Raw genomic sequence first — 19471 nt, 5'->3', positions numbered from 1 at the left:
AGAATGAATGCTGGACTTTGCAGAAAAAAGAGTTTTTGCTATAATGTACAAAGTAATGCAAGCGTGGCTTTAAGTTAACGCAAATAAAAAATACAGGGAGATCATAAAAAAATGGTATTATATATCGGAAATCATACAAGTTCATCCAAAGGCTATGCAGCCATGGGACGTCAGATGGTAAAAAATGGAGGAAATACGTTTGCCTTTTTTACCAGAAATCCAAGAGGCGGTAAGGCGAAAGAGATTGATCCGGCAGATGTGCAGAAATTTCTGGAACTTGCAGAAGAAAATCATTTCGGTAAGCTTGTAGCTCATGCGCCGTATACAATGAATGCCTGCGCGGCAAAAGAAAATCTGAGAGATTTTGCCCGGGAGATTATGGCGGATGATCTGAAACGCATGGAATATACTCCGGGGAATTATTATAACTTTCATCCGGGTAGCCATGTAGGACAGGGAACAGAAACTGGAATTGCAAAAATTGCGGAAATTCTCAACGATGTTCTTAACGAACAACAAAGTACCACAGTTCTTCTGGAAACCATGTCCGGCAAGGGCTCTGAGGTGGGCGCAACGTTTCAGGAACTAAGAGAGATCATTGACCGTGTGGAAAAAAATCACAAACTGGGAGTCTGCCTGGATACATGTCATGTCTGGGACGGCGGGTATGACATTGTCCATGATCTGGATGGAGTACTGACGGAATTTGACCAGGTGATCGGCCTTTCCAGATTAAAAGCCGTTCATCTTAATGACAGCATGAATGGCCTGGGAAGCCATAAAGACCGTCATGCAAAAATTGGCGAGGGAGAAATTGGTCTGGATGCGCTGGTTAATGTGGTGTGCCATCCGGCACTGAAAGGAATCCCCTTTATTTTGGAGACGCCTAATGATGATGAGGGATGGAAAAGAGAGATTGCACTTTTAAGAGAACAGTATACAGTGAAAGGAGCTTGATTCATGAAGAAATTCAGAATTTTTCTTTTGGTAATGACAGGTGCTGCTGTTTTGATGCTGGGAGGATGCAAGGAGAAAGCCAAATATGACGAATCAGCCTTTCAGGATGATCTGGAACCATTAACAGATGATGAACTGGAGGACATGGACGAAAACAGTGACGATGAAATGATAGTGGAAGATGATGCGGAACTGGAGCAGTCACAGCAGCAGGAAGATTCCACAGAGAAAGCAGATGCGGAAAGTACAGACAGTAACGAAGAAACGCAGAGTAAGCTGGATGAAAAAGGGACATACACAGATAAAGATGAAGTTGCCCAGTATATTTATGAGTATGGGCATGCGCCGTCAAACCTTTCTGCAAAAAGTTACGATAATGCAGATAAAATGCTTCCGGTAGAAGATGGAATTACCTATCAGCAGTGCAGCCTGGATTCTGAAGAAAAACAGAAGATAATATTTACACAGGATGGAAAACGTGTGTATTATACAGAAGATGACGGAAAATCTTTTGAAGAAATCTATTAAAAAATAAAAATCCGGGTACAGAATTGCTTGCGGATATTCGCTTTGCTTAATTCTGTACTCGGATTTTTTTGTGAAAATGGAACTTTATCAGTGAACCAGATTTTTCATTTCAGCTCCATCCATAAACGCTTTTGCATTTTCCAGAGTTGTCTCGGCAATATTGGTCAGTGCTTCTACCGTGAAAAATCCCTGATGGGAAGTCATGGTAACATTCGGGAAGGACAGAAGACGCTGGATCGTGGAAGTAGGAAGAATGCTGCTGGACATATCTTCATATACATAAGCGGATTCTTCTTCGTAAACATCCAGACCAACGGCAAAGAATTTATGGTCACGGATACCTGCGATCAGGTCGTCAGTTTTGATCAGTCCACCTCTGGAGGTGTTTACAAGGATTACGCCATCTTTCATTTTTGCGATGGTCTCGGAATTGATCAGATGTTCAGTTTCCGGAGTCATCGGACAGTGGAGGCTGATCAGATCACTGGCGGCAAGAAGTTCGTCCAGTGAAACATATTCCAGAAAGTCAAGATTTTTATTTGGGAAAAGATCATAAGCGATTACTTTCATACCAAAGCCACGGCAGATCTTTGCCATTGCCTGGCCGATCTTTCCGGTACCGATGATGCCGGCAGTTTTCTGATAAAAGTTTACGCCCATGAGACCGTTTAGTGCGAAGTTGTTTTCGCGGCATTTGATATATGCTTTGTGGGTGTGGCGGTTGGCGGTAAGGGCAAGTGCCATGGCGTGTTCGGCAACTGCTTCCGGAGAATAACCTGGAACACGTGCTACCTGGATTCCGCATTTGGCAGCAGTTTCCAGATCAACGTTGTTATATCCTGCACAACGCATCAGGATCAGTTTTACACCCTGGCGGTGAAGTTCTTCGATGACCGGTGCGCCAAGATCTGCATTTACAAATGCACAGATAGCATCGTAGCCGTGGGCAAGAGCTGCGGTTTCTTCATGGATATTTGCTTCAATGAATTTAATCTCAATACCTGGATAGGACGGAAGCAGCTTCTCAAAAAATTCTCTGTCGTAGCTCTTGGTATCATAAAACAAAATTTTCATAATCGTTGCTCCTCTCTGGAAATATTTTATTTTCCGGACAAATAATACCATAATAGTAGGAATTTGGAAAGTGGGGAAATAGATAAAGTTTATCAAAAAAATGATTTTGTTTTGAAATTATAATACCCATAATAAATAAAAAATATACGAAATATAAAAAAATACAAAAAACAGAGAGCATTTTTATGCATTGCTATCTGATGGAACAGATGCAATGAATCGTGCACAAAAATGCTCTCTGTCTGTATATCTGATAATTATTCTGCCAGACTGTATAGATCGGAATAGAATTCCGGATAGGAGATATTGACACATTCTCCGTTTTTGATGGAAAGTGTTCCTTCCGAGAGAAGTCCTGCTACTGCAAAGGACATGGCTACACGATGATCCAGATGAGAATCGATCTCTGCACCATGGAGAGGCTTTCCGCCGTGAATGATCATACCATCTTCTGTTGCCTGGATATCTGCCCCCATTTTCTGGAGGTTTTCTGTCATAACCTGGATACGGTCGGATTCTTTGACACGGAGTTCCTGGGCATCCCGGATAATAGTGGTTCCTTCTGCAAAAGCTGCCATAACCGCGATCATCGGAAGTTCATCAATCAGGGTAGGAATGATAGCACCTTCTACGGTGGTTCCGTGAAGAGCAGAAGAACGGATCAGAAGATCTGCAGTAGGCTCGCCTTCTGTGGTTTCATTGAGAAGGGTGATATCTGCGCCCATGGCTTTACATACACGGAGGATACCGTCACGGGTCGGGTTGATTCCCACATTTTTCAGAAGGATCTCGCTGTTGGGAACAAGGAGGCCGGCTGCGATAAAGTAGGCAGCAGAAGAGATATCTCCAGGAACCAGGATCTCACGTCCGTAAAGAGACGGATTCGGTTTGATGGATGCAGTTGTTCCCTCTGATGTTACATCGGCACCAAAGTAATTCAGCATGATCTCTGTGTGGTTTCTGGAGAGAACCGGCTCTGTTACACGGATGATGCCGTCCGAGTACATTCCTGCAAGAAGTACGCAGGATTTTACCTGGGCAGAAGCTACCGGAGAATTGTAATGGATGGCATGAAGTTTTTTTCCGGAGATCTTAAGGGGTGCACATCCGTTTCCGTTGATGCTGACGATATCTGCACCCATCTGGGAAAGCGGAGTCATGATCCGTTTCATGGGACGTTTCTGGATGGAAGCATCGCCGGTAAGCTCTGATACAAAATCCTGGCCTGCCAGGATTCCGGAAATGAGACGGGTGGTAGTACCGCTGTTGCCTACATCAAGAGTCTTTGTTGGAGCACTGAGGCCATGGAGGCCTTTTCCGTGGACCAGGATCTCTCCGTTTGTATTTTTAATGTCAATGCCCATTTTCTGGAAGCAGGAAATGGTGGAGAGACAATCAGCACCTTCCAGAAAGTTTGTGATCCTGGTAGTGCCTTCTGCAAGAGAGCCGAACATAATGGCTCTGTGGGAAATGGATTTATCTCCGGGTATGGCAAGAGAACCGGATAATTTTTTTGCTTTTTTGATTTCCATAATAAATACCTCGTTTATATATCAGCGTTCGCAGATTTTGTAATTGCGTTTGGTAAGAAGCACTTTTGCCTGCTCCAGAGCGGCATCTGTATAAAATTCGATCTTCAGAACGCCGTCTTCAAATTCACGGTTGTGGATGATGCCGATATTTTTGATGTTGACTTTTTCTGTTGCAAGGATGGTTGCGATGGTTGCAATGGCGCCGGCCTCATCTGCCACATCGATATAAAGGACATAGGAGCGTGGGATCAGGCTGTTATCCACAATGTCAATGGAGTCGCGGTAATCCTTGGAACTTGCGAACATGTCAAAAATATTGTCAGCCTCTTTGTTGTCAATGGAACAGCGGATCTGGATCAGCATACGGATAAATTCATCCAGAACTGTGGAAATGTTTTTCTGGTTTTCCAGGCAGATCTGCTCCCACATGATCGGTGAGGAAGAGGCGATACGTGTGATGTCTCGGAAACCACCGGCTGCGATCATTTTCATATACTGGGCATCGTTGTCCAGAAGGTTTACAAGATTCACAAGAGCGGAGGCTACGATATGAGGAAGGTGGCTGACTCCTGCTGTGATAAAATCATGTTCTTCCGCAGTGAGAACAAGAGGGATCGCACCAAGCGAGGAGACCAGTTCTGTGAAATCGGAAATCCTCTCCAGAGCAACTTCTCCTCCGGGGGTAATTATATAGTAAGCATTTTCCAGAAGATGATCACTGGAATTGGAAAAACCGCTGCGCTCGGACCCTGCCATTGGGTGGCCGCCGATAAATTTTCCTTCCAGGCCAAGTTCGGTTACTTTTTCGTGGATGATGCTTTTTACACTGCCCACATCTGTGAGGATACAGTTTTCTCCAAGAGAATCCTTGATCTTTTCCATGTACTCCACATTAAATTCTACAGGGGCACAGAGGAAAAGATAATCACAGTTGTATAATCGTTCGTCTTCAATATCGCAGATCCCGTCGATCACATTTAAACTGACTGCCTCTGCCAGAGCGTCTCTGTCTTTGTCAAAGGCAAGCAGGCGATAATCCGGGTGAAATTTTCGTATGGTTCTGGCAATGGAGCCGCCGATCAGCCCAAGGCCGATAAAACCTATGGTTTTCATAGTACTTCAGAGTCCTTTCCGGTTACTTTTTACTTTTATTCTTTAATAGTGTAAATCACGACTATATTGTAAAAGAAAGTACGAAAAATGTCAACAAATGTTAGAGGAAACAGAAATATTGCCAATGAGCAGCAGCAAACAATAAACAGTAATAGAAAAGGGCTTGAGAAATCAGGGATTTCGGACGTATAATAAGAAAAAACAACGTAAGATACAGAGGAGAATTTATTATGAAATATCAGTCAGTAATGGATCTGCACACACATACTGTAGCCAGCGGGCATGCATACTGTACCCTTCGCGAGATGGCGAAGGCGGCTTCCGATAAAGGGCTTGAGCTTCTTGGAATTACAGAACATGCACCGAAGATGCCGGGAACCTGCCACAAATTCTACTTTCAGAATATAAAAGTAGTGCCCCGTGAGATGTACGGGATCCAGCTGCTTCTGGGCTCGGAGGTAAATATCCTGGATGCGGCAGGAACCGTGGATCTGGCGCAGAATACCCTGGAAAAGCTGGACGTGGTTATTGCTAGCCTTCATGTGCCATGTATCAAACCGGGCAGCAGGCAGGAGAATACAGAGGCTTATCTTAATGTTATGAAAAATCCATACGTCAATATCATCGGACATCCGGATGACGGAAGATACGATATCGACTATGAAGCACTTGTACAGGGAGCGAAAGAATACGGTAAAGTTCTGGAGCTTAACAACCACTCCATGGACCCGGATTGTACCCGCGAGAATGCAGTAGAGAACGATACCATTATGCTGAACTACTGCAAAAAATATCAGGTACCTGTAATCATGGACAGCGATGCTCATTTTGACCTTCTGATCGGGGAATTTGATCTTGCCAGAGAGCTTCTCACAAAACTGGATTTTCCGGAAGAACTGGTACTGAACCATTCCGTGGATGCTGTGAAAAAGTATGTAAATCGGAAATTCTGACAGGAGGACAGGTTGTTCTGTATCAATTGACGGTATAACTGAAAACTTTCTGAAAAAAAGTTGTCAAAATTGAATAAAATACTTGAAATTTGCATGGAAATTTAGTAAAATGTGAACATATTAAGTAAGACAAACAGGGAGGTATTACATATGGACGTTTTCAGAACAGACCGAATCAGAAATGTAGTCCTATTAGGTCATGGTGGCGCAGGTAAAACAACACTGGCTGAGGCAATGGCTTATCTGGCAGGTATGACAAACCGACTCGGACGTGTTGAGGATGGCAATACTGTCAGCGATTATGACAAGGAAGAAATAAAGAGACATTTTTCCATCACAACTTCTTTGATTCCGGTACCATGGGATAAGATGAAGGTAAATGTACTGGATACTCCCGGATATTTCGATTTTGTGGGAGAAGTTGAGGAGGCAGTCAGTGCAGCAGATGCAGCGATCATCGTTGTTTCCGGTAAGGCCGGTGTTCAGGTTGGAACACAGAAAGCATGGAATCTCTGCGAGAAATATAAACTTCCGCGAATGATTTTTGTTACCGATATGGACGTGGATGATGTCAGCTATCGTGAGGTCGTGGAAGAGCTGACAGAGCTGTACGGCAAGAGAATCGCTCCTCTTCATTTCCCAATCCGTGAGGATGGTAAGTTTGTAGGTTATGTCAATGTTGTGAAACAGGCCGGAAGAAGATACATTGACAAGGCTGGTAAGGAAGAATGCCCGGTTCCGGACTATCTGACCGAATATCTTGAGAAATATCATGAAACTCTGATGGAGTCTGTTGCAGAGACAAGTGAAGAGTTTATGGACCGTTATTTTGAGGGAGATACTTTCTCCGTAGCAGAGGTTTCAGCAGCTATTGCAACCAACGTACAGGATGGAAGCATTGTTCCGGTATGCATGGGTTCACCGGTGAATCTTCGCGGTGTATCCAATCTTCTGGATGATATCTGCGGTTATTTTCCGAGCCCGAGCGGACGTTCCTGCAACGGTATCGCACAGAAGACCAACGAGATCTTTGAGGCGAATTATGACTTTGCCAAGGCGAAATCCGCTTATGTATTTAAGACTATCGCAGATCCGTTCCTTGGTAAATATTCTCTGATCAAGGTATGCTCCGGTGTGCTGAAATCCGATGATACACTTCTTAATGTAGAGAAGGGAACAGAAGAGCGTGTAAATAAACTCTATGTTCTGGAAGGTTCCAAACCGATCGAAGTTCCGGAACTTTTTGCAGGTGATATCGGTGCCATTGCCAAACTTGGAAGCGTACAGACCGGTGACAGCCTTGCGACCAAGGCAAACCCGATCCTTTATCCGAAGGCTGTACTTTCCACACCATATACATATAAGAGATTTAAGGCAGTGAAGAAGGGCGATGAGGATAAGATCGCACAGTCTCTCGCCAAGATGATGACAGAGGACAGAACTCTTAAAGTTGTCAATGACAGTGCCAACCGTCAGAGCCTGATCTATGGTATGGGCGATCAGCATCTGGATATCGTTGTCAGCAAGCTGAAAGAACGCTATAAAGTAGATGTGGAACTTTCCAAACCGAAGGTTCCGTTCCGTGAGACACTTCGCAAGAAGTCAGATGTAGAAGGCAAACATAAGAAACAGTCCGGCGGACACGGACAGTATGGTCATGTTAAGATGCGCTTTGAGCCATCCGGCGATCTGGAAACACCTTATGTATTTGAGCAGGTAGTTGTAGGTGGTGCAGTTCCGAAGAATTACTTCCCTGCAGTTGAAAAAGGTCTTCAGGAATGCGTTCTGAAAGGCCCTCTGGCTGCATATCCGGTAGTTGGTGTGAAAGCAACCCTTTATGATGGATCTTATCATCCGGTAGATTCTTCTGAGATGGCATTTAAGATGGCAACGATCCTTGCCTTCAAGAAGGGCTTTATGGAAGCGTCTCCGGTACTTCTTGAGCCGATCATCTCCATGAAGGTTACAGTTCCGGATAAATATACCGGTGATGTTATGGGAGATCTGAACAAGAGACGTGGCCGTGTTCTTGGAATGAATCCGGATCACGAGGGCAATACCATCATTGAGGCAGATGTTCCGCTGCTTGAGATTTATGGTTATTCCACAGTCCTTCGTTCCATGACTGGTGGAAGCGGAGATTTCTCCTATGAGTTTGCACGCTATGAGCAGGCTCCGAGTGATATCCAGGAGAAAGAGATCGCAGCACGTGCAAGTAAGGTTGACAGTGCTGACGAATAAACAGAGATATTTTTTGAGGGCAGAATAAAGAGTTGACAGGCTGCAGCATTTGCTGTAGCCTGTTTTTAGATGCATTCGTGAATAAGCAGTCAGAGAAACGAATTGCGCTCATACAGGTTATTGAAGTATGAGCAAAAAAGAAAAGAGAGAGGACAAAAAATGTTAGTATGTGATTATATCGTGGAACAGATTGACGGAGATTATGCACATTTGAAGCGTGTGGATCAGCCGGAGGAGGAACTGAAAGTAGTTGCCAGAGCATTACTTCCGGCAGAAATCTATGAGGGCTGTGAGCTTCATTATGAGCTGATGCAGTATTCAATGAAATGATAAGGCTGCAGGATATCGCGGATATGGCAGGTGTCAGTCGTACAACCGTATCCAATGTGATCAATGGAAATACAAAACGGGTTTCACAGAGCACCATTGACCGGATCACGGCGATCCTGAAGGAGCAGAATTATGTTCCCCACATGGGATCTGTGATGCTATCCGGACACGGCTCAAGGATCATTGGAGTGGTTCTTGGTTTTTCCTTCATTCATGGTATGCAGTCTCTGCAGGATTCTTTTGTGGGAGAGATCACCGGAACGCTGCAGGTCGAAGCAGAAAACAGAGGCTATTATATTATGCTCATTGGCGGTGAACGGATCGATAATGTGGTAGATATGGCATCCCGTTGGAATGTGGAGGGTCTTATCATTATAGGGTATAATGAAGAACAGTATCATCAGCTTTCCAGAAAGCTGAATAAAAAAATGGTATTGATCGATGCCTATCCGAAGGGTGGATATAGCTTTCAGAATGTAGGAGTGGATGATTATTCCGGTGGATATCAGATCGGGGAATATCTGCATTCCTGTGGATACCACCGGGCACTTTTTGTTGCGGAAACAGAGCAGGACAGTGATTATGCCAGATGGCTTGGATTCAAACAGGCTATGGAAAAAAATGGCGGCTTCTGCAGCCGCTCCCGCTATGTGGTGGTTCCCCAGGAACCCCGGCGCAGACTGAAAAAATATGAAGAGCTGCTGCCTCATTTTCTGGAGACAAAAGCACTGGCTTTCTCATCGGATTACACAGCGGTGGAAGCCATCAATTTTTTTACAGATCAGGGAATCCGGATTCCGGAGCAGATTTCCATTACCGGATTTGATGATAATTTTTACGCACAGATCGTCAGGCCGAAGCTGACGACCATCCATCAGGATATCCATCAGAAAGCAGTTCTGGCTCTCAGAAAACTGCTCCTTATGGCAGAAGGAAAAGAACCTGCCGAAAAAAATGTAAAAAGTCCGGTCTGGCTTGTGAAAAGAGATTCTGTAAAAGAGTAGCAGGATCTCTTTTTTTTATATTGTGATGACTTTTTCAGGCGCATCCCCGGAATGCGGTGGGAATTTTTTCACCGGATAGTAGTGCTTTATTGTTAAAACTGCATAAAAAAAACAGAAAAGTTTGGCAGTAATTTAAGTTTCACGAGAAACCTGTTGATTTTAAAGGGTGGATAGGATATGCTGATTTCAGGATCAAACAGAAAAAGGAGGCCATTTACCATGAAAAAAAACTGGTGGAAAGAAAGCGTGGTATATCAGATCTACCCGAGAAGTTTTAACGACAGCAACGGAGACGGAATTGGTGATATTCCCGGAATTATAGAAAAACTGGACTATCTGAAGGAGCTGGGAGTAAATGTTCTCTGGATCTCCCCCATGCTGGAATCTCCGCAGGATGACAATGGCTATGATATTTCCGATTACCGCAGGATCTATAATGAATATGGAACCATGGAGGATTATGAAAAGCTTCTTAAGGAAGCGCATAAACGGGATATTAAGATCCTCATGGATCTGGTCGTAAACCATACTTCCGATGAACACAACTGGTTTGTTGAAAGCAGAAAATCCAAAGACAATCCTTACAGGGATTACTATATCTGGAGGGATCCTGTCAATGGAAAGGAACCGAATAACTGGGGAAGCGTATTTGGAGGACCTGCATGGGAGTATGATCCTCAGACAGAGATGTATTACCTTCACCTGTTTTCCAGAAAGCAGCCGGATCTGAACTGGGAAAATGAAAAGGTCCGTCAGGAAGTTTACGATATGATGAATTTCTGGTGTGAAAAAGGAATCGACGGTTTCCGAATGGACGTGATCAGCATGATCTCCAAGGATCAGTCATATCCGGATGGAGAAATGAACGGAGGATTATACGGTGATTTCGGTCCTTACTGCGTCCATGGCCCTAGGATCCATGAGTTTCTCCAGGAAATGAACAGAGAGGTTTTATCCCGATATGATGTGATGACGGTTGGAGAAACATCTGGTGTGACTATCGAAGAGGCACAGAAATACGCAGGTGAGGACAGAAATGAGCTGAACATGGTGTTCCAGTTTGAGCATGTAGAGGGCCAGGGATCAGACCATGGCAAATGGACTACCGAGAAATACGATTTCCAGGAATTTAAAAAAGTTATGATCAAATGGCAGGAAGAGCTTGCAGGAAAAGCATGGAACAGTCTGTTTCTGGGAAATCATGACCAGCCAAGAAGTGTTTCCAGATTTGGAAATGATAATCCTGCATACAGGGAAACTTCAGCCAAGATGCTGGCAACCTGCCTTCATATGATGCAGGGAACTCCTTATGTTTATCAGGGAGAAGAGCTTGGAATGACCAATGCTTATTTTACAGACCTTAAGGATTACCGTGATATCGAGAGCATTCAGTATTTCCATGAATACACAGAAGCAGGTATTTATACACCGGAATATATGATGAAGTGCCTGATGCTGAGAGGACGTGACAATGCCAGAACACCGATGCAGTGGGCGGATTCCCATCAGGCTGGCTTTACGGAGGGAACGCCATGGATCAGGGTAAACTCCAATTATAAGGAGATCAATGCGAAGCAGCAGCTTTCGGATCCGGATTCCATTTTCCATTATTATCAGAAGCTGATCCGTTTAAGAAAAGAAAAACCGGTGATCGTTTACGGTGCATTTGAGGCACTTTACAGAGATCATGATCAGATTTTTGCATATACCAGAACCCTTGAGGGAGAGAAGCTTCTTACAGTCTGCAATTTCAGTGAGCATGTGGCAGAAATGGAAATCCCGGAAGAATTTCAGAAAAATGCAGAATGCCTGATCACCAATCTTGGAAGAAAGGATTTTGGGAAGAAAGTGATCCTGAAACCTTATGAGGCATTTGTTCTTTACAGAAATCTGTAACAGGAGAGTGAAAAATGATAAAAAAATATGTATATGGAGAGCCCTTTGAAACTGAGGCACTGACAGAAACCCTTGAAACAGCAGAAGGAAAGCCAGGATATGGAGAAATCTGCACAGAAGATGGATTTTCTTTTACTTATATCATGGATGAAGAGGATATCGTTTACGGACTGGGAGAATCCAACCGCGGTATCAACAAGAGAGGATTCATTTATACCAGTAACTGTACCGATGATCCAGAGCATACAGAGGATAAACATTCCCTGTACGGTGCACATAATCTTATCATTGTGTCCGGAAAAGAAACCTTTGGAATGTTTTTTGATTATCCGGCAGCGATCACCTTTGACATTGGCTATACCAGAATGGATACCATGAAGGTAACCTGCGAAAATGCAGACCTGAAGCTTTATGTGATCGAGGGGGAGAGTCCCTATGATATTGTAAAGCAGTTCCGCCATGTGATCGGAAGAAGCTATATCCCGCCGAAATTTGCCTTTGGATTCGGCCAGAGCAGATGGGGCTATACTACAAAAGAAGATTTCCGTAAGGTTGCAGCCGGATATCGTGAAAATCATATTCCTATTGATATGATCTATATGGATATCGATTATATGCAGTCTTATAAGGACTTTACATTAAGTGAAGAGAATTTTCAGGATTTCCCGGAGTTTGTAAAGGAACTGAAGGATCAGGATATCCGTCTGATCCCGATCATCGATGCCGGTGTCAAGGTAGAGCCGGGATACGATGTTTATGAGGAAGGTGTCAAAAACCGTTACTTCTGCCAGAGAGAGGATGGCAGTGATTTTGTGGCTGCTGTATGGCCGGGAGATACTCATTTTCCGGATGTATTGAACAAAGATGCCAGAAAATGGTTCGGTGACAAATACCGTTTCCTGATTGAGAAGGGAATCGACGGTTTCTGGAACGATATGAACGAGCCGGCAATTTTTTATTCCACAGAGGGAATGAAAGAGGTCAAAGAGCTTGCCGGGGAATTTGCAAAAGATACAGAGGGAAAGATCCATATCTGGAAGATGCAGAGTGCCCTTCGTGATGCTGCCAACAATCCGGAAGATTACCGGAGATTTTATCATAATGTAGATGGTAAAAAGATCCGCCATGACAAAGTGCACAACCTGTTTGGCTACAATATGACCAGGGCAGCGGGGGAAGCTTTTGAACGGATCGATCCGGAGAAACGTTTCCTGATGTTCTCCAGATCTTCTTACATTGGTATGCACCGCTATGGTGGAATCTGGACCGGTGACAATAAATCCTGGTGGGCGCATATTCTCCTGAACCTGAAGATGATGCCTTCTCTGAATATGTGTGGTTTCCTGTATGCAGGAGCAGATCTGGGGGGATTTGGCGCTGATACCACAAGAGAGCTGCTGCTCCGTTTCCTGGCACTTGGAGTATTCACACCGCTGATGCGTGACCATACAGCGATCGGTACCAGGGAGCAGGAGTGTTATCAGTTTGAAAATGTGGAAGATTTCCGTCATGTGATCGGTGTGAGATATCGTCTTATCCCATATCTTTACAGTGAATATATGAAGGCAGCTCTGAACGATGATATGTATTTCCGGCCGTTGGGCTTTGTTTATCCGGAGGATAAGATTGCCGTACATGTGGAGGACCAGCTGCTCCTTGGAAATGAGATCATGATCGCTCCGGTTTATGAGCAGAACGCAAGAGGCCGTTACGTATATCTTCCGGAGGAGATGAAGTTTGTGAAATTCCTTCCGGACGGAACCATTGCAGAGGAGATCCTGGAAAAAGGTGTACATTATGTGGAAGTGGCACTGAATGAGATCCCACTGTTTATCCGGAAGGGAAAATGTATTCCGGTTGCAGAAGCAGCAGAATGTGTGGCAGCTCTGGATACAGATAATATGCAGCTTCTCGGATATGAAGGTGCGGAGTATACCTTATATGAGGACGATGGAATCCATAAGGATTACGACAGAGAAGAATATTACCGTGTTCTGAAAAAATAAAGCAGACAGCAGGATGTGAACAGCTGATAAACAGAAAAGCCGTAAGTATATGTAAAAGTTTCTTAAACATATATCTTACGGCTTTTACTATTATTGATTTACATAAAATATTTTATGTAAAGTAATTCGCATTCTGTTTAAATAACACTTCAGAAAGATTTGTTTATGCTTCTTCCTCAATCCTGATAACATTTTTCAGTACAGAGCAGCATGCCATATCACCGATAACATTGACACAGGTGGCACCCATATCACAGAGGGTATTGATGCTGATATAAACACCAAGAACTCCTGCAGGAAGTCCGGCCATAGTTGCCAGCGCTGCGAAGGATGCGATAGCACCGCCGGGAACACCAGGAGTACCAACGGAAAGCAGTACGTTTGCAAGAAGGATAATGATCATAAGAGAAATACTTACATGGATCCCGCAGGCGTTTGCAAAGAACATGATCATAAAGGACATCAGGATAGATACAGCATCCATGTTAACGGTAGCACCAAGAGGAATGGCGATGCTGGTGATCTGGTTGGATACGCCCATTTCTTCTTCCATACACTGTTTGCTGAGCGGAATAGTAGCGGAGCTTGAACAGGTACCGAAGGCGTTCAGCGCTGCAGGCATGATCGCTTTCAGGAATTTAAACGGGCTCTGTTTTCCGATGATCTTTACAGACAGGCCGTACACCACGATAGCGAAACCGAAGAATGCCGCATACAGGATCACAAGCTGTGTTGCAAGGGAAATAATAGTCTCGGTTCCGTTGGCTTCCACAACCGGTACGATGGTACAGAAAACACCGATGGGGGTAAAATACATGATCGTTGTGATGATCTTCAGGCAGACTTCGTTGACGGAATCGATCAGATTCAGGAACGGAGTTCCCTTTTCACCAACGGCGATCAGTGTGAAACCGATGATCAGGGCAAATACCAGAACCTGAAGCATGTTTCCGTTGGCAAATGCAGCGATGGGGTTGGACGGGATCAGGTTTTTCAGTGTGTCCAGGATGCTGCTCATCTCAGTAGCCTGGATATCTGAGGTTGCCATCTCGAATTTTACGCCTTCACCGAGGTGAATAAGGCGAGGGATGATCAGTCCACACAGGCTGGCAAGTGCCGTTGTGCAGAGGAAATAGATCATGGATGCAGCTGTGATCTTACCGGTAGTACGTGCGTTTCCGATGGAACAGATTCCAATGACAATGGAGCAGAAGACCATCGGAAAGATCATCATGTTCAGGGCGTTCATGTAGATACTTCCGATCAGGCTGGTTACAGTGAGGACGGGTTCAAACCGTCCGGCCAGGAAAAGTCCTGTGAGGATACCCAGGATCAGTCCTGTGAAGATCGCACCGGTAATATGCTTCCGGTACCAGGAATAAAAAGATTTCATTTACGTGTTCCCTCCTAAAATATGTGTGGTATGTATAATATAGGAAAATACATAAAAAAAATTATATCATGTGGAAAAAGAAGCGTCAACAAAACAGGGCCAAATCTGCCGGATTATGCGTATTTTGATGGAAAAGAGCTGTTTTTGGATTTCTGTTTGACAAATACATCATAAGTAGTTAAAATTAAAAGCAGTGTGTGAAAGCATTAAAGTATTAATACTGAGTAATTTGTCAGGAGGAATAAAAAAATGGCTGCACCTTATAACCATAGAGCCATCGAAGCGAAATGGCGCACAAACTGGGAAAAGAAGCCGGTAAATGTCAATGACGGCAAGAAACCGAAATATTACTGCCTGGATATGTTCCCGTATCCGTCCGGAAACGGTCTTCACGTAGGACACTGGAGAGGTTATGTTATCTCTGATGTATGGAGCCGTTATAAAATGCTTCAGGGTTATTACCTGATCCATCCGATGGGATGGGACGCTTTTGGACTTCCGGCTGAGAACTATGCCATCAAGATGGGCGTTCATCCGGCAGTATCCACAGCAGCAAACATCAAGAACATCAAACGTCAGATCAACGATATCGCAGCAATCTATGACTGGGATATGGAAGTAAATACAACAGACCCTGATTTCTATAAATGGACACAGTGGATCTTTGTAAAAATGTTCAAAGAAGGCCTTGCATATGAGAAGGAGTTCCCAATCAACTGGTGTCCTTCCTGTAAAACAGGTCTTGCAAACGAAGAGGTTGTAAACGGATGCTGTGAGCGTTGCGGTACACCGGTTACCAAGAAGAACCTTCGTCAGTGGATGCTCCGCATCACAAAATATGCAGACAGACTTTTAAATGACCTGGACAAACTGGACTGGCCGGAAAAAGTTAAGAAGATGCAGACAGACTGGATCGGTAAATCCTACGGTGCAGAGGTAGATTTCCCGGTTGAAGGAAGAGATGAGAAGATCACCGTCTATACAACAAGACCGGATACTCTTCACGGAGCAACCTTTATGGTACTTGCACCGGAGCATGCGCTTGCGAAATCTCTTGCTACAGACGAGACAAGAGAAGCCGTAGAGAAATATATCTTTGATGCTTCCATGAAGTCCAATGTAGACCGTCTCCAGGATAAAGAGAAAACAGGCGTGTTCACAGGTACTTATGCGATCAATCCGCTGAACGGAGAGAAACTTCCGATCTGGCTTTCTGACTATGTACTTGCAGATTATGGTACAGGTGCCATCATGTGTGTACCGGCTCATGATGACCGTGACTTTGAGTTCGCCAAGAAATTTGACATTCCGATCATCCAGGTTATCGCTAAAGATGGCAAAGAGATCGAGAACATGACAGAAGCTTACACAGAGGCTTCCGGAACAATGATCAACTCCGGTGAGTGGAATGGAATGGAATCTTCCGTACTGAAGAAGGAAGCACCGCATATCATCGAGAAGCTGGGTATCGGACGTAAGACTGTCAACTACAAACTGAGAGACTGGGTATTTTCCCGCCAGCGTTACTGGGGTGAGCCGATCCCGATCGTACACTGCCCGAAATGCGGTGCGGTACCGGTACCGGAGGATCAGCTTCCGTTAAGACTTCCGGAGGTAGAAAGCTACCAGCCGACAGGAACCGGAGAGTCACCGCTTGCTGCCATCGACGAGTGGGTAAATACCACATGCCCATGCTGTGGTGCACCTGCAAAACGTGAGACAAATACCATGCCTCAGTGGGCAGGATCTTCCTGGTATTTCCTCCGTTATGTAGATAACAAGAACAACAACGAACTGGTATCCAAAGAGAAAGCAGACAAGTATCTGCCGGTAGATATGTACATCGGTGGTGTAGAGCATGCGGTTCTTCATCTTCTGTACTCCAGATTCTACACCAAGTTCCTGTATGATATCGGAGCTATTGATTTCGATGAGCCGTTTGTCAAGCTGTTCAACCAGGGTATGATTACAGGTAAAAACGGAATCAAGATGAGTAAATCCAAAGGAAATGTTATTTCACCGGATGATCTTGTAAATGATTACGGATGTGATTCCTTACGTATGTATGAGCTGTTCGTAGGACCGCCGGAACTGGATGCAGAATGGGATGACAGAGGAATCGATGGTGTATCCAGATTCCTGAAACGTTTCTGGAATCTGGCTCTTGACAGCATTGAGAAAGATATCCCGGCTACCAAAGAGATGGAGAAGACCCGTCATAAGATGGTATACGATATCACCAGCAGACTTGAGGCCTTCAGCCTGAATACCGTAGTGTCCGGATTTATGGAATACACAAACAAGCTGATCGCTATCGCAAAGCAGAACGACGGCGCTGTTGACAAAGAAACCATCGAGACAGTTACCATTCTTCTTGCACCGTTTGTTCCTCATATTGCAGAGGAGATCTGGGAGAAGCTTGGTCATGAGGATTCCATTTTCCATGCACAGTGGCCGGCTCACGATGAGGAGCTTATGAAGGATGATGAGATCGAGGTTCCGGTTCAGATCAACGGCAAGACCAAGGCTGTTATCAGTATTCCGGCAGAAATCTCCAAAGAAGATGCGATTGCCGAAGGAAAGAAGGCAGTTGCAGATAAGATTTCCGGAAATATCATCAAAGAGATTTACGTACCGAAGAAGATCATCAATATCGTAGTAAAGTAATAAGATAAATCAAAAACACCCGAAGCAGGGCGGAAGATATTTCTGCCTTTGCCAGGGTGTTTTTTATATGGATAAACATCGTGAAGTAAGTATGCACAAAAATAACTAATGTTATTTAGAATAAATGCCAATAATATTTAGGCATTTTAACAGATTTGCCTAAATGAAAAATAAAGTGTTTAAAATACTGATTTTTCGCGTATTTAAGCCATTCTTTAAGTTTGAAATCTGATGTAACATGTTATAAATTCACGTAACTTGACACCAAAATGGTGTAAAAATGGTGTCAAAATATTAAAAAATGGCGTAGAAAAAATCCTGCATATACGATAGAACCTTTTCAGCAAATAACCCATCTGCCGTAGTATATGAGAGACGAATTTCAAGGCTCATGATAAGTCGAGGCTGTAGTAGTACAGTTTATGGACAAGTCATGAGCCTTTTTTTACTTTTTATTTTGAATTTTTACACAGAATTTTCGTATCGTTTATCTGTCATTTATCCATTATTCACATCTTTGCCCGGAACTTGTATATATAGCTGGCCTGTGAGCACGTATTTGCTCTGTAAAGGGATTGAAAGTAATGAGACGAGAGTTTCTCCATCTGAAGAGTAAAAATGGCTTATAGGACGAATTAGAAGGCGAAAAAGAGCAGATCCCAAATTTAGGAATCTGCCCATCTGTGAAAAGACTAAAGAGAGTTCTTTTTATTTACAGTTTGTTTGATATTGGTAATAATGAAGCCGTTTTTGTTATTGGCTTTTTTTAAATATATTTTGTATGTTCCCATATACCCATAGTTTTTCTTGGTCATCCAATTATAAAAGTAAAGATTATATGTTACTTCGTATGTCTTGGAACCTGTTTTTATGATCTTTTTTACGACACCATTTGGAGAATCTTCGCCCCAGTTACCGCCAGTATAAACAATCTTACCATTTTTATTACAAAGCAAGTAAGAAGGATTTCTAGGGATACCATATTTTGTAAATTTCGTAAATTTTACGGTAGAAGTATTGAAGTAAAGCTTCAGTTGTGGCTGAATTTTTTTCTTTACGTAAGAAATATTTTTCTCCCACAAATTGTAATTTTTCATAGTCACCATGGTTGTTCTGGCGTAATCATCGAATTTGAAATATTGCCTTCTACCACAACAGTAAGCAAAATAACTGTCAAATCCTTCTAACATCTTAGTAACCGATTTGCGGTATGTTTTTGTTACGTCTTTTCTGGTGGCTGCTGATGCTGAGATCGGGAGTGAGAAGATCATGATAACAGACAAAAGAATGATAAGTGATTTTTTGAGCTTCTTTTTCATAGATGTTTCCTCCTTCAATGATTCTTGATACCATAAGAATACTGCAAATGATGAAGGAGAACAAGGCAAAAATAATTTTCTAAGTATCCACCATGTTTTCTGATGCACGGCAATACTTCTGATGTCACCCAGCGTTTGAAGCGTTTCGCGGATTCAAGTTTACTGCTAAGGATAAGAGAGTAGAGACCGGATTCGTTAATGATGGTCATTTTCTGGACTCCAGAGGGGGTGTCCACTGAATGGACTCCCTTATCTGTTTCATCAACATTGGTAACAATACCCTGTCTTGGATTCTTATATCCCAACGCCGTTGCTACATCTTTACCCACAAACCATGGCTCTCCATCAATCTCAATACAGCGCAGATTTCCGAATTCTGGATGATTGAAGATCTCACACTGAGAAGCGGAAGAAGATGGGGTGGTCGGTGTGGTCATTGACCTGCACCGTCAAATCGA

Annotated in this window: 15 protein-coding genes; 9 read left to right on the top strand and 6 right to left on the bottom strand. The window is 43.7% G+C overall.

Annotated features, from left to right (window positions below):
• The first annotated feature begins 111 nt into the window (after nt 1–111).
• A complete protein-coding gene (locus KQI39_RS11825) occupies nt 112–957 on the top strand; it encodes a deoxyribonuclease IV (protein ID WP_216418581.1) in 846 nt (281 codons plus the stop codon).
• Between the two features lie 3 nt (nt 958–960).
• Nucleotides 961–1485 (top strand): ribonuclease domain-containing protein, encoded by a 525-nt coding sequence (locus KQI39_RS11820; RefSeq protein ID WP_173771505.1) that lies wholly within the window; start codon nt 961–963, stop codon nt 1483–1485.
• Between the two features lie 87 nt (nt 1486–1572).
• Here the strand turns inward: KQI39_RS11820 and KQI39_RS11815 are convergent, their stop codons facing one another.
• From KQI39_RS11815 to KQI39_RS11805, 3 genes are all read right to left on the bottom strand, one after another.
• Nucleotides 1573–2559, bottom strand: coding sequence for a 2-hydroxyacid dehydrogenase (locus tag KQI39_RS11815; protein WP_216418579.1), 987 nt, complete (start codon nt 2557–2559; stop codon nt 1573–1575).
• A gap of 257 nt (nt 2560–2816) precedes the next feature.
• Complete coding sequence (gene aroA / locus KQI39_RS11810; protein WP_216418577.1) at nt 2817–4091, bottom strand: 3-phosphoshikimate 1-carboxyvinyltransferase; 1275 nt, start codon at nt 4089–4091, stop codon at nt 2817–2819.
• Between the two features lie 21 nt (nt 4092–4112).
• A complete protein-coding gene (locus KQI39_RS11805) occupies nt 4113–5204 on the bottom strand; it encodes a prephenate dehydrogenase (RefSeq protein ID WP_216418575.1) in 1092 nt (363 codons plus the stop codon).
• Nucleotides 5205–5434: 230 nt separating this feature from the next.
• Here KQI39_RS11805 and KQI39_RS11800 point away from each other — a divergent pair, with 230 nt between their 5' ends.
• From KQI39_RS11800 to KQI39_RS11775, 6 genes are all read left to right on the top strand, one after another.
• Nucleotides 5435–6157 carry a phosphatase gene (locus tag KQI39_RS11800; RefSeq protein WP_148446997.1) on the top strand — a complete coding sequence of 241 codons (723 nt, stop codon included), beginning with the start codon at nt 5435–5437 and terminating at the stop codon, nt 6155–6157.
• 150 nt (nt 6158–6307) lie between these two features.
• Nucleotides 6308–8398 (top strand): elongation factor G, encoded by a 2091-nt coding sequence (locus tag KQI39_RS11795; protein ID WP_021978085.1) that lies wholly within the window; start codon nt 6308–6310, stop codon nt 8396–8398.
• A gap of 159 nt (nt 8399–8557) precedes the next feature.
• A complete protein-coding gene (locus KQI39_RS11790) occupies nt 8558–8728 on the top strand; it encodes a hypothetical protein (protein WP_015525206.1) in 171 nt (56 codons plus the stop codon).
• Nucleotides 8725–9732 (top strand): LacI family DNA-binding transcriptional regulator, encoded by a 1008-nt coding sequence (locus KQI39_RS11785; protein WP_216418573.1) that lies wholly within the window; start codon nt 8725–8727, stop codon nt 9730–9732. The genes KQI39_RS11790 and KQI39_RS11785 overlap by 4 nt, the downstream gene beginning before the upstream one ends.
• A 219-nt stretch (nt 9733–9951) precedes the next feature.
• A complete protein-coding gene (locus KQI39_RS11780; protein WP_216418571.1) occupies nt 9952–11628 on the top strand; it encodes a glycoside hydrolase family 13 protein in 1677 nt (558 codons plus the stop codon).
• A 14-nt stretch (nt 11629–11642) separates the two neighbouring features.
• Nucleotides 11643–13634 carry a TIM-barrel domain-containing protein gene (locus tag KQI39_RS11775; protein ID WP_216418569.1) on the top strand — a complete coding sequence of 664 codons (1992 nt, stop codon included), beginning with the start codon at nt 11643–11645 and terminating at the stop codon, nt 13632–13634.
• 163 nt (nt 13635–13797) lie between these two features.
• Here the strand turns inward: KQI39_RS11775 and KQI39_RS11770 are convergent, their stop codons facing one another.
• Complete coding sequence (locus KQI39_RS11770; protein ID WP_216418567.1) at nt 13798–15027, bottom strand: dicarboxylate/amino acid:cation symporter; 1230 nt, start codon at nt 15025–15027, stop codon at nt 13798–13800.
• 249 nt (nt 15028–15276) lie between these two features.
• Here KQI39_RS11770 and leuS point away from each other — a divergent pair, with 249 nt between their 5' ends.
• Nucleotides 15277–17694: a leucine--tRNA ligase gene (gene leuS, locus KQI39_RS11765; protein WP_216418564.1), complete on the top strand. Its 2418-nt coding sequence runs from the start codon at nt 15277–15279 to the stop codon at nt 17692–17694.
• A 692-nt stretch (nt 17695–18386) separates the two neighbouring features.
• On the opposite strand, the gene KQI39_RS11760 is transcribed toward leuS, so the two are convergent.
• Nucleotides 18387–19013: a hypothetical protein gene (locus tag KQI39_RS11760; RefSeq protein ID WP_118064058.1), complete on the bottom strand. Its 627-nt coding sequence runs from the start codon at nt 19011–19013 to the stop codon at nt 18387–18389.
• A gap of 14 nt (nt 19014–19027) precedes the next feature.
• Entirely contained in the window at nt 19028–19450 is a 423-nt protein-coding gene (locus KQI39_RS11755; RefSeq protein ID WP_216418562.1) for a BRO-N domain-containing protein, read from the bottom strand.
• Nucleotides 19451–19471: the final 21 nt, after the last annotated feature.

It is taken from the genome of Blautia sp. MSJ-36, assembly GCF_018917985.1.
GTDB lineage: Bacteria > Bacillota > Clostridia > Lachnospirales > Lachnospiraceae > Blautia_A.
This window is presented reverse-complemented; position numbering and strand designations above follow the sequence as displayed.

Bases quoted from the DNA above. Each gene is read 5' to 3' on its own strand.
- KQI39_RS11825 (WP_216418581.1), top strand. From the start codon at position 112: ATGGTATTATATATCGGAAATCATACAAGTTCATCCAAAGGCTATGCA.
- KQI39_RS11820 (WP_173771505.1), top strand. From the start codon at position 961: ATGAAGAAATTCAGAATTTTTCTTTTGGTAATGACAGGTGCTGCTGTT.
- KQI39_RS11815 (WP_216418579.1), bottom strand. From the start codon at position 2,559: ATGAAAATTTTGTTTTATGATACCAAGAGCTACGACAGAGAATTTTTT.
- aroA (WP_216418577.1), bottom strand. From the start codon at position 4,091: ATGGAAATCAAAAAAGCAAAAAAATTATCCGGTTCTCTTGCCATACCC.
- KQI39_RS11805 (WP_216418575.1), bottom strand. From the start codon at position 5,204: ATGAAAACCATAGGTTTTATCGGCCTTGGGCTGATCGGCGGCTCCATT.
- KQI39_RS11800 (WP_148446997.1), top strand. From the start codon at position 5,435: ATGAAATATCAGTCAGTAATGGATCTGCACACACATACTGTAGCCAGC.
- KQI39_RS11795 (WP_021978085.1), top strand. From the start codon at position 6,308: ATGGACGTTTTCAGAACAGACCGAATCAGAAATGTAGTCCTATTAGGT.
- KQI39_RS11790 (WP_015525206.1), top strand. From the start codon at position 8,558: ATGTTAGTATGTGATTATATCGTGGAACAGATTGACGGAGATTATGCA.
- KQI39_RS11785 (WP_216418573.1), top strand. From the start codon at position 8,725: ATGATAAGGCTGCAGGATATCGCGGATATGGCAGGTGTCAGTCGTACA.
- KQI39_RS11780 (WP_216418571.1), top strand. From the start codon at position 9,952: ATGAAAAAAAACTGGTGGAAAGAAAGCGTGGTATATCAGATCTACCCG.
- KQI39_RS11775 (WP_216418569.1), top strand. From the start codon at position 11,643: ATGATAAAAAAATATGTATATGGAGAGCCCTTTGAAACTGAGGCACTG.
- KQI39_RS11770 (WP_216418567.1), bottom strand. From the start codon at position 15,027: ATGAAATCTTTTTATTCCTGGTACCGGAAGCATATTACCGGTGCGATC.
- leuS (WP_216418564.1), top strand. From the start codon at position 15,277: ATGGCTGCACCTTATAACCATAGAGCCATCGAAGCGAAATGGCGCACA.
- KQI39_RS11760 (WP_118064058.1), bottom strand. From the start codon at position 19,013: ATGAAAAAGAAGCTCAAAAAATCACTTATCATTCTTTTGTCTGTTATC.
- KQI39_RS11755 (WP_216418562.1), bottom strand. From the start codon at position 19,450: ATGACCACACCGACCACCCCATCTTCTTCCGCTTCTCAGTGTGAGATC.